Consider the following 14,143-nt stretch of genomic DNA (forward strand, 5'->3'; position numbering starts at 1 on the left):
ATAATGATGTGCTAAAGCCACTTTGTTGCATCCTTTTTCTTTTGCAAAATTATTTAATGCTCCTCTTCTTAAATTCGCACACAAAGAGCATGGATTTTCTTCTTTTCTGTAATCAAATACTATCTTTTTTATATCGGTTTCTTTAATAAAAAAAGGTATCCCTTTTTCTTGGCAAAAATTTTCTACAGGCGTTGGGTCAAAATTATCATAACCTAACGTCAACATCAATCCCATTACCTCAAATTTCTCCGGATAAAAATTTTTAAGAAGATGTAATCCATACAAAAGGGTTACACTGTCTTTTCCTCCTGAAACACCAACAGCTATTATATCTCCCTCTTGTATCATATTAAAATCTTGAACTGCTCTTCTTATTCTTCCAAGTATTTTTTGCATATTATCACCCCTTCAATATTAATACTATTCACAGGAATATGTCAATACAATTGAATATTTTAGCTAATTATGATATAAAGAAATTATTAGAAGTTGTGAGGAGAGAAGTTATGGCAGATGTTATATTAAGAAACACAAATATTAAAAGGATTTTAAATGGTCACCCTTGGATATACAAAACTGAAATAGATAGAATTGAAGGAGATTACACTCCAGGTGGAATTGTAAATGTTTTAAATCACAAAAAAGAATTCATAGGAAAAGGCTATATAAATTTAAAATCCATGATAACAGTAAGACTATTGACTCGGGATATTCATGAAGAAATAGATGAAGAATTTTTTAGAAAAAGAATTAAAAGAGCCTGGGAATACAGAAAAAAGGTTATGGACAATTTAAACTCCTGTAGAGTCGTATTTGCAGAAGCAGATTTTTTACCTGCTTTAATCGTGGACAAATTTGGTGACTATCTCGTTCTTCAAACACTTTCATTAGGTATAGATCGATATAAAGAAACAATAGTAAAGCTTCTTGTTGAAATATTAAATCCCAAAGGAATTTATGAAAGAAATGATGTAAATGTAAGAGAATTAGAGGGCCTTCCACAGCAAAAAGGTTATTTGTACGGCAAGTTTGACACAATGCAACAATTTGAAGAAAATGGAATAAAATTTTGGGTAGACATTGAAAATGGCCAAAAGACTGGATATTTTTTAGATCAAAAAGAAAACAGAAGAGCAATTCAAAATTACGTCAAAGATGCAGAAGTTCTTGATTGTTTCAGCCACACTGGTTCATTTACAGTACATGCCCTACACTATGGAGCAAAAAGAGTCGAGACAGTCGACATCTCTGAGGAAGCCATTGAAATGGCCAAAAAGAATGTAGAACTCAATGGTTATCAAGAAAGATGTAATTTCGTATGTGACAATGCCTTTGATTTGCTGAGGAAATACGACAAAGAAAATAGAAAATTTGACACTGTAATATTAGACCCTCCTGCCTTTACAAAAAGCAAAGAAACTGTAAAAGACGCATTAAGGGGATACAAGGAAATAAATTTAAGAGCATTAAAAATTCTAAGAGAAGGAGGCTTTCTCATCACCTGTTCTTGTTCACAGCACATAAAACCTGATATGTTTTTAGATGTCATTAAAGAAGCAGCCAATGATGCTAAAAGAAATGTAAGACTTGTAGAACAACGTACTCAATCAAAAGACCATCCAATATTATTAGCCTCTGAAGAAACTCAATACTTAAAGTGCCTAATTCTACAAGTCTTATAAAAAAGAACACTTTCCCTATTTTTATCATATTGTGTAATAGTGAAAGTGTATAAATGAGGTGAAAAAATGGAGAGGCAACAATTAGGCTCCAGGCTTCTATACGAGGGTACCGTCGGATACGATGTCCTTCAGCTTCAAATGATTCTTCAAAGTTTAGGTTATGACCCTGGTCCAATAGACGGCATTTTTGGGCCAAGAACCAAAAACGCCGTCATGAGATTTCAAAGAGACAATGGTCTTAAAGTGGATGGAATTGTAGGACCAGAAACAATGAGAGTTATAAATATGCTCATACCTTAAAATTTCCTGCTTCCCGGCTTTACAAGAGGAATGCCTTCTTTGCAAAGAGGACATTCCTCTTTTTCATATGTCTCAACATACAAACTTACTACAGACTTAAAAGGAACTTCAAAATTTACCTTTCCGTCGCTTCTATCAACTATACTTCCAACTCCTATAACATTGCCTTTTAAAGAATTGACTAAATTTATAACCTCTTTTACAGAACCTCCTGTAGTAACAACATCTTCTACCACTAATACATTTTCTCCTTCTTTGATTTCAAACCCTCTTCTTAGCTTCATCACCCCTTCTTCTCTTTCTGCAAAAAGAGCTTTTGCTCCAACTTGACGAGCAACTTCATAGGCCAATATAATTCCTCCAATTGCAGGCCCTATTACAACATCTATTTCGTGGCCTTTAAATTTTAATGCCAATTCTTTACTAAAAATTTCGCTGTATTTAGGATATTGAAATATTTTCGCACACTGCAAATAGGTATCGCTGTGTTTTCCTGATGTCAATAAAAAATGTCCTTTGTTAATTACTCCTAACTTGCTAAAAATCTCTAAGACTTCTTCTTTTTCCATTTTCTCATCCCCTTTAATCAACCTTTAAAGAACCTATAATCTCATTTATGTCTTCTATATTGTTTAAAACCATATATTGTTTTATGCCCTCAATAACCTCAATTGTGCAATTGGGATTTACAAAATTACAAGTGCCAATTGCCACTGCCTTCGCCCCCGCAATCATAAACTCTAATGCATCTTTAAATGAACTTATACCGCCCATACCTATAACAGGAATTTTCACGGCTCTCGCTGCCTCATACACCATCCTAAGGGCAATAGGCTTTATAGCAGGTCCAGACAAACCCGCAATCACGTTCTTAAAAACAGGGGTTCTTGTATCAATATTTATAGCCATTCCTGCAATTGTATTAATTAAAGATACAGCATCTGCTCCTCCATCTTCTGCTGCTTTAGCACAAACTCCAATATCTCCTACATTTGGAGTTAATTTTACAATGACAGTTTTTTGTGTAACTTTTTTTACTTCTTTTGTTATATTAAATATATCCTCAGGATTTATTCCAAAAGCCATACCACCTTTTTTTACATTTGGACAGGAGACATTTATTTCAATTCCATCAACACCATCTATATCAAGCTTCTTTGCCATGTAAGCAAATTCCTCAATGGTTTCTCCTGCAATATTCACTATTACAGCAACATCATAATCTCTTAAAAAAGGCAGCTCTTTCTCAATGAAAGCATTTATACCCGGATTTTGAAGCCCTACACTGTTTAGCATTCCACAAGGAGTTTCATAAACTCGTGGAGGTGGATTACCTTCTTTAGGGTTTACAGTTAATCCTTTTACAACTATTGCCCCTAATTGATTTAAATCAATATATTCTCCGTACTCTCTTCCAAATCCAAAAGTACCTGAAGCTGTCATCACCGGATTTTTTAACTTAAGTCCCCCAACTTCAACTTGTAAATTCAAAATTCCACCTCCTCTGCCCAAAAGACGGGACCATCTTTGCACACTCTTTTGTACTCAAAACCACCATCTTTTTTCACTTTACAAGCGCATACAAGACAAGCTCCTATGCCACAAGCCATCCTTTCTTCTACAGATATTTGACAAGGAATGTTATTTTTCAAAGAAATCTCTTTAAGAGCTTTTAGCATAGGCTTTGGTCCACAGCCATATATTATGTCAATCTTATCAATTATATCCTCAATTCCTTGTGTCACCATTCCTTTTTTCCCAAAACTTCCGTCCTCTGTCGTGACAATAACTTCTCCTAAATTTTTAAACTCCTCCACAAGAAAAATTTCTCTTTTAAATCCCAACGCAATATACAAATTTTTTGCTTTGATTTTTTTAGCAAGGTATAGAAGGGGAGGAATGCCTATTCCCCCTCCTACTATTAACACATTTTTGTCCTCATATAGTTCAAAACCATGTCCGTGAGGACCTGTTACTTCAATTGTGTCTCCTTTTTTCATTTCGGATAAATTTTTAGTACCTTCCCCTTTAACCTGATATACAATTGTCATTGATTTGTCATCAACAGAGCATACGCTAATAGGCCTCTTTAAAAAAGTCTTGCCTTTGCAGTCTACCATCACAAATTGTCCTGGGTGTGCTTTCTCATACCACTCAAATACCATTTTATAAATACCTGTGGCTATCTTTTCATTAGACAATATCCTGGTTTCCATTTTTCACCTCAACAAGCGATGTATTTTCTTTTAACAAGCCCATTGTTAATCATACCTGTCATAAGAATTACTTCTGCTCTCGCCGCTTGTGCATACTCATATTCAGAATATACATCTTTCCAGTAAGGAGTTTGATATGCATAGATAACGCTCCGTGAAGAATTTATTATTGCGCCAAATCCATTCTCATCAAAACAATCCATTATATCTTCAACAGTCCCCCCTTGTGCCCCATAGCCTGGCACTAGAAAGAAGCAATTTGGCATTTCCTTTCTTAGCACTTTTGCCTCTTCTGGATAAGTTGCCCCTACTACTGCACCTATAGAACTATAGCCATATTTCCCAATTGCTGAATTTGAAATTCTATTTATCATTCTTGCAACACTTTGATATACATACTCACCCTTGGTAGTTTTTATATCCTGTATATCTTTAGAACCTTTGTTAGAAGTCTTGACAAGTGCAAATATACCCTTATCGTATTTAATCGCATCTTCTACATAAGGCATTATAGTGTCTTCACCCATATAGGGATTTACAGTAATAGCATCAAACAACTGGTTTTGCAAATAAGCTTTTGAATACATTTTTGCAACCTCTTGTATATCTCCTCTTTTAACATCCGCTATTACCATAAGCCCTAAACTTTTGGCGTATTCAGCAGTTTTAAAGAAAGCTTTAAATCCTTCTATCCCATAAGCTTCATAAAAAGCCACTTGGATTTTGACCGCAGGTACAATATCGTAGACTGCATCTATTATACCTTTATTAAAGAGATACAAAGCTTCACACACACCTTCAATGTTTTCTCCTCTTTTTTTAAATGCGATATCTTTTATAAACTGGGGCGTCATTTCAATTCTAGGGTCAAGCCCCACCACAACAGGACTTTTTTTAGATTTTATATTTTCAATTAACCTATCAATAAACATATTCCTCATCCTTTACTGAAAGTTTATTCATTTTATTGTATAAATATTTATTAATAATTATACCTCAACTTTTTCTGTTTTTCTATCCTTTTTGTATTTTATTTCTCCTTCCACTATCGTACAATCCACAACTCCTTTTAGCCTCATACCATGGAAAGGCGTGTTTTTCCCTTTTGATTTAAATTTATCTTTGTCAACTACATACTCTTCATAAGGGTCTACAATTACAATATCCGCTATCGACCCTACCTTTATCCCACTGGATATACCTAATATTTTCGCAGGATTTATACTCATGTAATTGACTAACTCTTTTATGGTTATTTTACCTGTCTGTACAAGGAAAGTATTTATCACAGAGAAGGCTGTCTCTAAGCCCGATATTCCAAAAGCAGCCATGTCGTAAGGTACTTTTTTGTCATCCTTAGTGTGAGGGGCATGGTCTGTCGCGATTGCATCTATTGTGCCATCTTTCAATCCTTCTATTAATGCTTCTATATCCTCTCTTGTCCTTAAGGGTGGATAAGCTTTTGTGTTTGTATCGTAATTGTAAACTGCTTCATCTGTCAAGGTAAGATTGTGAGGAGTCACTTCAGCAGTTATTTTCACTCCCTTTTCTTTCGCTTCTCTTATAAGTTCGACACTTCCCTTTGTTGAGATATGTGCGATGTGAAGCCTTACACCAGTTGACTTTGCAAGTATAATATTTCTTGCAAGCATGACTTCTTCTGCTTCTCTTGGTATGCCTTTTAATCCTATCATTGTTGAAATTACTCCGCTATTCATTACACCTTCTCCACTTAAGGCTTTGTCTTCACAGTGAGTTATCATAAGAAGGTCATACATTTTTCCGTATGTCATTATCCTCTTCATAAGCCCTGCGCTCATTATTGGAAAACCATCATCAGATAAGGCAACAACCCCTGCTTTTTTAAGTTTTGCCATTTCGGTTATCTCTTCGCCTTTCATTCCCTTTGTCATGGCTCCTATAGGCAGTACTTTTACAACTCCTTCTCTTTGTGCAATGCTTTTTACATATTCTACTACTATTTCATTGTCTATAGGAGGATTTGTATTTGGCATGCAGGCAACAGTTGTATACCCTCCTGTTGCTGCCGCCTCTGTCCCTGTTTTAATAGTCTCTTTCTCTTCAAATCCCGGCTGCCTTAAATGGGTGTGCATATCAACAAAGCCCGGAAGTACATATTTTCCTGTCGCATCAATCACTATCCCGTCTGAGACTTGTATATTTTTATCAATCGCTTTTATGATACCATAGTCTATCAATATATCCGCTGTGGCTTCACTTCCAAATCCATCTATTACCGTACCGTTTTTTATAATCATCCTCATTTTAATTTCTCCTTTCACAAAGTATTTTTAAAAGTGCCATCCTGACAGCGACACCGTTTGTCACCTGTTCTTCTATAACAGAATACTTGTCATTTGCTGCTTCTGACGTAAGTTCAACATTTCTGTTTATAGGCCCTGGATGCATCAATATCGCATCAGGTTTTGCAAGTTTCATTCTTTCCTTATTTATCCCAAAATACTCTCTATATTCATCAATTGAGGGAAAAAGACCGCTTTTTTGTCTTTCCAGCTGTATTCTAAGCCCCATCACCACATCTGCTCCTTCTATTGCTTCCTCTACATTGTAGTAAGCCTTGACTCCTAATTTTTCTATTGCAGGTGGCATCAAGGTGGAAGGGCCTGCAACTCTCACTTCCGCCCCCATCTTTTTAAGTCCCCATATATTTGACCGTGCAACTCTGCTGTGCATAATATCTCCTATTATTGCCACTTTTAATCCTTCAAAGCTTTCTTTCTTTTCTCTGATTGTCATCATGTCCAACAAGGCTTGGGTGGGATGTTCATTTATACCATCTCCTGCGTTTATGATAGAGGCATTTGTGTATTTTGCCATAAGATGCGGCGCTCCACTCATGTTGTGTCTTGTTATTATCACATCCGCCTTCATCATCTCAACAGTCCTTATGGTATCTATTAAAGACTCCCCTTTAGCCACACTGCTGGTTGCCACTTCTATATTGCCGTAATGGGCTCCTAAATACTTTGCTGCCATCTCAAAAGATAGTCTTGTCCTCGTGCTAGGTTCGAAAAAAATCGTCACAACTGTCTTTCCCTTTAGTATCTGTGAATATTTTTCTCCATTTAGAATTTTTTTCATCTCCTTTGCAGTGTCTAAAACTTCTAGTATTTCTTCTTTCGATAAATCCTTAATGCCTAACAGGTCTTTTCTCTTCACATTACCTTCCTCCTTTTAAAAAAAGAGTAGTAACCACATCACAATAGTGTGAAATGGTACTACTCTTTTTGTATAAAATATTCTCTTTTGTTAAAATTAGGGTTCTGAATTTTGGCATAAAAAATCCTCCCTTTTTAGAGTTTAATACTCCGGGAGAATATCTATCATTCTCCCTTTTTAGCCTCGCTGGGCTAAATTAAAGGTGCTACTTTTCAGTTATTACAACTCTGTTTACTTTGTCTACTTCCTCCAACATTACATTTACTATTTCATTTTTTGATGTTGGAACATTTTTACCTACATAATCTGGCTTTATAGGCAATTCCCTATGCCCTCTGTCAATTAGTTCTGCCAGCTGTATCGCTTTAGGTCTTCCTAAGTCGATAATTGCATCCATAGCAGCCCTTATAGTCCTTCCTGTGTATATCACGTCATCCACTAATACCACTATTTTACCTACTACATCTACACCTATATCTTTTTTCTTCACTAAAGGCTGTTCAAGGTCTGTCGTGAGGTCATCGCGATATAAGGTGATATCCAGCGACCCTACTGGAGGCTTTTTCCCTTCAATTCGCGATATATACTTCGCTATCCTTTCTGCTAAAGGCACTCCTCTTGTCTTAATACCTACCAAAACCACATCTTCAATGCCTTTATTCCTTTCCACAATTTCATGGGCTATTCGTATGAGCGCTCTGTCTATAGCTTTTTCATCCATTATCTCTGCTTTTATCTTCAACTTCACAACCTCCACAAAAAAACTTCTTGCACTGACAAGAAGTTTTTTATGCTACATTATGGTAACCTTGCCAGCCTCACAGGACTGCTTAAAGAACTTTGCTTTTTTATATATTATCACATTCTTTTTAAATTGTCCATAGGAATATTTAAAAAAAATAAAAATTGTGCTAAGATGTTAGTATTGACACCAATATTAAAAGAAGGATGTGACAAAATGGAAGTAGGAAAAGTACCTGTAGAAATACTAAAAAGAAGTGTTTTCCCATATCTCGGAGTTAAAAGAAAAGAAGTTTTAGTCCACTCCCAATTAGGAGAAGACAGTAGCATAATCGATTTCGGCGAATACGTGGCGGTCCTTTCAACAGACCCCATAACAGCAGCAGAGAAATTAAGCGGCTTTTTATCTGTCATAATATCCTGTAATGATTTAGCTTCTTGTGGCGCAAAGCCAATTGGAATATTATCAACTATACTACTGCCCGAAGGCAGTGATGAATCTGTACTCCATAATTTAATGGAAGAAATAGATAAAGCAGCAAAAAAGCTCAACATAGAAGTTTTAGGAGGCCACACAGAAATAACCACTACAGTAAACAAGCCTATTATAAGCACAACAGCAATTGGCATGGCTAAAAAAGGTGAGTACATAACCACAAAAGGCGCAAAAATAGGCGATGATGTCATAGTTACAAAAGCTTTAGGCCTTGAAGGCACAGCAATTTTAGCAACTGACTATGAAGATTTGCTGCTAAAGCGCTACGATAAAGATTTTATCTTAAAAGCACAAAGTTTTATAAACGAAATAAGTGTCATAGAAGAAGGACTTATTGCAGCACAAAATGGTGCAAATGCAATGCACGATATAACAGAAGGAGGAATATTAGGAGCAGCCTATGAAATCGCAGAAGCATCAGGCCTTGGCATTGAAATATATGAGGAAAAATTGCCAGTACGCCCTGAAACAAAAGAAATTTGCCGTTTTTTTGGCATAAACCCTTTAAAGCTCATATCCAGCGGTTCAATGATAATTACTGCCAGTGATGGAGATAAAATAGTCAAATCTCTATCTGAAAAAGGAATACAAGCTACAATAATAGGTAAAATTATAAAAGAAGGAAAATATTTAATAACATCAAAAGGAAAAGAAGAAATAACTCCGCCAGAGCGAGATGAGATATATTTAGTAAATAAAGAGAGGATTCTTTTATAATTCTATCTCAGGGTGTAAACAAACTTTTTATGATATGTTGGCATTTTGCATAAGTGAAGCGACTTGACAGAGCAGGAACTAAACTTATCTCTATTTGTTTCTCAATATTTCAATCAACCTTACAAAATACTCAGGAAGTGGAGCTTCAAACTCCATGTAAACTCCTTTTGTAGGATGCATAAATCCTAAAACACTTGAATGTAATGCCTGTCCTTCCAACTTAAACTTTTGCCTCTTAAAGCCATAAACATGGTCTCCTACAATAGGATGTCCTATATAAGCCATATGCACTCTTATCTGATGAGTCCTACCTGTCTTTATAACCGCCTCTACTAATGTATTTTCTTTAAACCGCTCCAAAACTTTGTACAATGTAAGAGCATATCTTCCATCCTCTATTACAGCCATCTTTTTTCTGTCAACAGGGTGCCTTCCTATAGGTGCCTCAATTTTCCCCTCTTCATCTTTTATAACTCCCTCTACAATAGCAACATATTTTTTAAAAACACTTCTCTCTTTTATTTGATTAGAAAGGCTTATGTGGGCCTTATCATTTTTAGCAACAACCATCACACCAGAGGTATCCTTATCAAGCCTGTGAACTATACCCGGCCTTAAAATGCCGTTAATTCCCGATAAATTTTTACAGTGGTAAAGAAGTGCATTAACAAGTGTACCACTGTAATTACCCGGCGCCGGATGCACTACCATTCCCTGTGGCTTATTTATCACAATTATATCATCGTCTTCATAAAGAATATCCAAAGGTATATCTTCTGGCAGTACATCAATTTTCTCTGCCTCTGGGACATTTAAAACAACCTCATCATTCTCTTTTACCTTGTAGCTGGGCTTTACCGTTTTACCATTTACAAAAACAAGCCCATCCACAATCAATTTTTTAATATAAGACCTTGTGTAATCTAATTCTGCCGCAAGAAAGACATCTATTCTCTTTCCTTCATCCTCTTTTTCTCCTTGCAAAACTATCTTATCTACTATGTTCATCACATCACGCCTTCTCCTTAAAAATCATAAGATATCCTAATATAATAGCTCCTATAACTATAAAAGAATCTGCAACATTAAAAACCGCAGGGAAAAATTTAAAATCAATAAAGTCTACAACATATCCCAATCTAACTCTGTCAATAAGATTTCCAATAGCGCCACCTAAAATCATAGCAAGTGTATAATTATACACACTATTTTCCGGCAATTTAATCATAGAATAAATCAACACAGCTCCTACAATTACTGTTATTATTATAAAAAAAAGAGTCTTATTCTGAAGCATCCCAAATGCCGCACCTTTATTCTCCACATAAGTAAGATGAAAAAAATTCTTTATAACCGGATAACTTCCTATAAGCATAAGGTACTTCACTGCAAGATACTTCGTCAATTGGTCAAGAAAAACCACAAAAGCTACAATAACTATCGCCAATGCCAATTCCTCCTATGTATTCATTTGTTTGAGTTGGCGTATTTGCCGTACGAATATATTATACAAGAAAATTGGGATTTAAACTATATGCTTTAAAAAGTAATAACTATGGGATATAATCATTATTGAAGGCATATGAAATTGTAGTCAATCTCGTCATAAAAAATTTAATATAAATTTAGGAGTGATAATTATGGAATTCCCAATAAAACATAATGTTTACACATTTACTGACTATCTTAAATTGGAAGAAGGTGAAAGAGTAGAATTAATTGAGGGTAACCTTGTAGCTATGTCCCCTTCACCTTCAAGAATAGTATCTACATTTTCTTTAACACAATAGTTTACATAAATCTTTTATGATTTATTAACCTTCCACCTCTTTTAATTTTTCCGCTACATCTAAAAAATTACTGTCCTCCACATAAATCTTTTGAAATTGCTTTAACGCCTTTTCTTTTTGCCCCAGTTTCCTATAAACTGTACCCAACAAATACCTATACACCTTCATCTCCTCAGTATCAGTTTTTCTCTTCCTCATCGGTCCTTTTTCTAAAACCGCTAAAGCCATATCAGGTTTGTTAAGTTCTATATAACAATCAGCCATTGCATTAATTACAAACAAATTATTCTTATACTCCTCTGGCAATAAATTCATAAGTTCAAGTGCCTTTTGGTATTGCCCAACTTTAATTAAAAGATTAATATAATGAGTTTTTGCCTCCAAATCCTCCGGATACTTAAAAAGATATTTTTCAAAGCACTCATTAGCTTTTTCATCTTCTCCTAAATGGATATAAATAATTCCAATCTCTTTATACAAAGAAATTGCATCTGGTTCTATTTCAATAACTTTTAAAAAATTATCTAAAGCACTTTTATAATCTCCACGATTATAAGCCACCTTACCCTTCTCAAAGAAAGAAACTGCCTTTGAAATAGGTTTTTTACTTAACGCGTAAAAATAAAACGCAAAAATTATAAATCCTAATATTCCCAAGGGAGTATATGTAAATAGCAATATAAAAGAAGCAATAAACAACAAATAATGAGGAGCTTTTGAAGGCATTTTTTTCAATATTTCTGGTGGATAAGTTATACTAACATTATTTATTTGAGTGTTAGGTGAAGAACTGACTTGTTTTTTCTTTTTATTTAAATAATTGATGGTATAAAGACCTGTCCCCGGAATCCCAAAAGAAGTATAAACTCCCCGGGGACCTACCCCTATTCTCGCACCTCTTTTCCCTACACTAAAACCTATACCGCTTTTACTGACATTTATTCTAACTCCTTTACCCAGACTAATACTTCTTCTAAATCTCCAGCTCACTTTCAATTATACCTCCTCTAAATTACGGATCCAATTAAAAGATATCTTCTATCGCTTTAAAAATTTCCTATACATCGGCATTATTTCTTCCAATTTTAAATGAATTATTGCTGTATTTCTCTTCTTATCCTCTTTATAATTGCATTGGGTCTTTTTGAAAATTCTTCTATAGGTATTTTGTCTCGTAAAATATCATCTTTATAGATATTATAATAACCCTCATTTATAAATATCGTTAAATTCCCTATTTTAAAGCCTGTTATTTTTGTATTTTCGTCAATCATTTTACTATTAATATTGACTTTTAAAAATTCTTCTTGATGCTCATACAACCTCTTAAGTTCCAAATAAAGTCTATAGTCTTCTTTTGTTTTTATACAAAGTTCTGATACGTTTTTTGCATTCTTAAGAAGAAACAAATTAGTATATATACGATTTGTAACTCCAAAAGGACCACAAGTAATAGGTCTTTCAAGCTTATTCCATTCTTCTATTTCAAATTTCACATATAACTCATCAGAATCCTTTGGTATTTCTTTTATATCTTTCCTTTTTACTATTTCAAAACCTTTTATCCTACCATAATAGTGTATCCCAGCTTCTTTATCAAATTTTTTGATTGACTGGTATATCGCAACATATTTAAACTTGATACCGCTAGACTTAATATTTTTATAAGGTATATGATAAAAATTATATTTGAGATTTATATCAAGCTGCTCTTTACTTGACAACGGAGCAACAAGTACTTCTTTATCATCAAACTTTACTTGATCAAGGTATTCATATGTACCACCTTGAAAAACTGAATCTTCAAAAGCTGATTCAAAAGAATTATTTATAAGGTCATCTATGAGTTTCTCAACAAGCTTAGTAGAACCAGGTAAAAATGGCAGTCCTCCCACATTAACTTTTTCATTACTTTTATAAAAATGATGTTCTTTATATTTTTCTTCGTCAGAATATGGAAACAATACAAAAGCCCCGAAAACCATTCTCTCAAAATTTTTATTATTTTTATTTTCATACACAATGGCATCACGGTATCTATGCATAGTGTTTATATCCTCTTCTTCCGGACCTGGAGAACGATATTTATTATAATAATCTGTATCAACAACTGCAGGATTTATTTTGTATTTTGCATCAAGTACATATTTAAATATAGTGTTTGATCCAACTTTACTCAACGATAATATACTATCAGGCATTTGAGGTGTAGTTGGGATATTATCATATTTAAATTTCTTATTGTACACTAGGGAATATATCTCCCCATTTTTTGGATTTTGATATTCAACACGAGTCTCCTCGCCTTTTGTCAAAGTAACAGTAAGTCCTCGATTATTAAATTTAATAATACCTTGCTTTACAAGATTATATTTTTCTCTCAATATTGAATTAAGTTTGATAAAACACCAATATTCATATAATATAGCCAAATCTTTCATAGATATTTTAAAAATGTATTCCCTTATCATAAGTCCCTTTAAAAGCATAATATAATATTTATAAACATCCTTGTATCCTGGCGACATATTAAGCACAAGGGAAAGTGAATTCATAGTATATATATCTCCAACACCTTTCAAAAAACTGTAATTTAAATGCCTTCCAAGCTTATATATCATCGCTTCAATGCTTTTTTTAATCTTTTCATCAACAATACTTGATTCTTTTTCATAATTTTTCTTAACTAAATTAAGCTTTTTTATTATAGATTTTATAATGTATTTTACCAATCTGTTTTCATATGTATCATAGGTAACAGAACTCTTTACAGAGCAAACTTTGTCAACTATTATTTCCCCATCGATGTTCTTCACATATTGAGGATGCTTGTTAATCCATTTTATTCCCTCTCTGTCAACCCTTTTTGCAGTATAATATTTTAGTATTTCCCTATCTTTTTTTAACTTGAATTCGGCAAGTAGCAAGCAAATTAAAAATTCAATTTCCATGAATGTAAAAAAAACGGTGTTTTGTTATAAGTTTTGCACTTTGATAACT

Annotated in this window: 16 protein-coding genes (1 of these 16 only partly in view); 4 read left to right on the plus strand and 12 right to left on the minus strand. The window is 34.1% G+C overall.

What is annotated here, in order from left to right:
- Positions 1-396: the 5' portion of a tRNA 2-thiocytidine biosynthesis TtcA family protein gene (locus THEBR_RS06785; protein ID WP_012269396.1), read on the minus strand. The gene continues 312 nt to the left of window position 1, outside the view; the window shows 396 of its 708 coding nt (coding positions 1-396); the start codon lies at positions 394-396; its stop codon lies beyond the left edge, outside the window.
- A gap of 110 nt (positions 397-506) precedes the next feature.
- Here THEBR_RS06785 and THEBR_RS06790 point away from each other — a divergent pair, with 110 nt between their 5' ends.
- Together THEBR_RS06790 and THEBR_RS06795 are read left to right on the plus strand one after the other, a co-directional pair.
- Positions 507-1,682, plus strand: coding sequence for a class I SAM-dependent rRNA methyltransferase (locus tag THEBR_RS06790; protein ID WP_009052448.1), 1,176 nt, complete (start codon positions 507-509; stop codon positions 1,680-1,682).
- A 66-nt stretch (positions 1,683-1,748) separates the two neighbouring features.
- The gene (locus tag THEBR_RS06795; protein WP_003868407.1) at positions 1,749-1,982 is read left to right on the plus strand and encodes a peptidoglycan-binding domain-containing protein; all 234 of its coding nucleotides are present in this window, start codon (positions 1,749-1,751) and stop codon (positions 1,980-1,982) included.
- Here THEBR_RS06795 and pyrE read toward each other — a convergent pair.
- From pyrE to pyrR, 7 genes are all read right to left on the minus strand, one after another.
- Positions 1,979-2,551, minus strand: a complete 573-nt coding sequence (gene pyrE, locus THEBR_RS06800) for an orotate phosphoribosyltransferase (RefSeq protein ID WP_012268739.1) — start codon at positions 2,549-2,551, stop codon at positions 1,979-1,981. The two genes, THEBR_RS06795 and pyrE, sit on opposite strands and share 4 nt — an antisense overlap.
- Before the next feature lie 13 nt (positions 2,552-2,564).
- Complete coding sequence (locus THEBR_RS06805) at positions 2,565-3,473, minus strand: dihydroorotate dehydrogenase (protein WP_012269397.1); 909 nt, start codon at positions 3,471-3,473, stop codon at positions 2,565-2,567.
- Entirely contained in the window at positions 3,470-4,198 is a 729-nt protein-coding gene (locus THEBR_RS06810) for a dihydroorotate dehydrogenase electron transfer subunit (protein ID WP_012269398.1), read from the minus strand. Before THEBR_RS06810 ends, THEBR_RS06805 begins: the two co-directional genes overlap by 4 nt.
- Before the next feature lie 8 nt (positions 4,199-4,206).
- Positions 4,207-5,130, minus strand: a complete 924-nt coding sequence (gene pyrF / locus THEBR_RS06815) for an orotidine-5'-phosphate decarboxylase (RefSeq protein ID WP_012269399.1) — start codon at positions 5,128-5,130, stop codon at positions 4,207-4,209.
- A gap of 57 nt (positions 5,131-5,187) precedes the next feature.
- The gene (locus THEBR_RS06820) at positions 5,188-6,483 is read right to left on the minus strand and encodes a dihydroorotase (RefSeq protein WP_003868402.1); all 1,296 of its coding nucleotides are present in this window, start codon (positions 6,481-6,483) and stop codon (positions 5,188-5,190) included.
- 1 nt (position 6,484) lies between these two features.
- On the minus strand, positions 6,485-7,399 hold the full coding sequence (locus THEBR_RS06825) for an aspartate carbamoyltransferase catalytic subunit (RefSeq protein WP_003868401.1): 915 nt from the start codon (positions 7,397-7,399) through the stop codon (positions 6,485-6,487).
- 205 nt (positions 7,400-7,604) lie between these two features.
- A complete protein-coding gene (gene pyrR, locus THEBR_RS06830; protein WP_003868400.1) occupies positions 7,605-8,141 on the minus strand; it encodes a bifunctional pyr operon transcriptional regulator/uracil phosphoribosyltransferase PyrR in 537 nt (178 codons plus the stop codon).
- A 216-nt stretch (positions 8,142-8,357) separates the two neighbouring features.
- On the opposite strand from pyrR, the gene THEBR_RS06835 reads away from it, so the two are divergent.
- A complete protein-coding gene (locus tag THEBR_RS06835; protein WP_012269401.1) occupies positions 8,358-9,353 on the plus strand; it encodes an AIR synthase family protein in 996 nt (331 codons plus the stop codon).
- A gap of 90 nt (positions 9,354-9,443) precedes the next feature.
- Here THEBR_RS06835 and THEBR_RS06840 read toward each other — a convergent pair whose 3' ends face one another.
- Positions 9,444-10,361, minus strand: coding sequence for an RluA family pseudouridine synthase (locus THEBR_RS06840; RefSeq protein WP_012269402.1), 918 nt, complete (start codon positions 10,359-10,361; stop codon positions 9,444-9,446).
- Between the two features lie 4 nt (positions 10,362-10,365).
- A complete protein-coding gene (lspA, locus tag THEBR_RS06845; protein WP_012269403.1) occupies positions 10,366-10,800 on the minus strand; it encodes a signal peptidase II in 435 nt (144 codons plus the stop codon).
- 193 nt (positions 10,801-10,993) lie between these two features.
- Here lspA and THEBR_RS12065 point away from each other — a divergent pair, with 193 nt between their 5' ends.
- Positions 10,994-11,143, plus strand: coding sequence for a hypothetical protein (locus tag THEBR_RS12065; protein WP_013570815.1), 150 nt, complete (start codon positions 10,994-10,996; stop codon positions 11,141-11,143).
- A gap of 24 nt (positions 11,144-11,167) precedes the next feature.
- Here the strand turns inward: THEBR_RS12065 and THEBR_RS06850 are convergent, their stop codons facing one another.
- Positions 11,168-12,133, minus strand: coding sequence for a DUF4236 domain-containing protein (locus THEBR_RS06850; RefSeq protein WP_012269404.1), 966 nt, complete (start codon positions 12,131-12,133; stop codon positions 11,168-11,170).
- A 104-nt stretch (positions 12,134-12,237) separates the two neighbouring features.
- Positions 12,238-14,094, minus strand: coding sequence for a DUF2357 domain-containing protein (locus tag THEBR_RS06855; RefSeq protein ID WP_013570816.1), 1,857 nt, complete (start codon positions 14,092-14,094; stop codon positions 12,238-12,240).
- Positions 14,095-14,143 lie beyond the last annotated feature (49 nt).

The organism is Thermoanaerobacter brockii subsp. finnii Ako-1 (assembly GCF_000175295.2).
GTDB lineage: Bacteria > Bacillota > Thermoanaerobacteria > Thermoanaerobacterales > Thermoanaerobacteraceae > Thermoanaerobacter > Thermoanaerobacter pseudethanolicus.

Bases quoted from the DNA above. Each gene is read 5' to 3' on its own strand.
- pyrF (WP_012269399.1), bottom strand. From the start codon at position 5,130: ATGTTTATTGATAGGTTAATTGAAAATATAAAATCTAAAAAAAGTCCT.
- THEBR_RS06840 (WP_012269402.1), bottom strand. From the start codon at position 10,361: ATGAACATAGTAGATAAGATAGTTTTGCAAGGAGAAAAAGAGGATGAA.
- pyrE (WP_012268739.1), bottom strand. From the start codon at position 2,551: ATGGAAAAAGAAGAAGTCTTAGAGATTTTTAGCAAGTTAGGAGTAATT.
- THEBR_RS06795 (WP_003868407.1), top strand. From the start codon at position 1,749: ATGGAGAGGCAACAATTAGGCTCCAGGCTTCTATACGAGGGTACCGTC.
- THEBR_RS06835 (WP_012269401.1), top strand. From the start codon at position 8,358: ATGGAAGTAGGAAAAGTACCTGTAGAAATACTAAAAAGAAGTGTTTTC.
- THEBR_RS06855 (WP_013570816.1), bottom strand. From the start codon at position 14,094: ATGGAAATTGAATTTTTAATTTGCTTGCTACTTGCCGAATTCAAGTTA.
- THEBR_RS06810 (WP_012269398.1), bottom strand. From the start codon at position 4,198: ATGGAAACCAGGATATTGTCTAATGAAAAGATAGCCACAGGTATTTAT.
- THEBR_RS06790 (WP_009052448.1), top strand. From the start codon at position 507: ATGGCAGATGTTATATTAAGAAACACAAATATTAAAAGGATTTTAAAT.
- THEBR_RS06820 (WP_003868402.1), bottom strand. From the start codon at position 6,483: ATGAGGATGATTATAAAAAACGGTACGGTAATAGATGGATTTGGAAGT.
- THEBR_RS12065 (WP_013570815.1), top strand. From the start codon at position 10,994: ATGGAATTCCCAATAAAACATAATGTTTACACATTTACTGACTATCTT.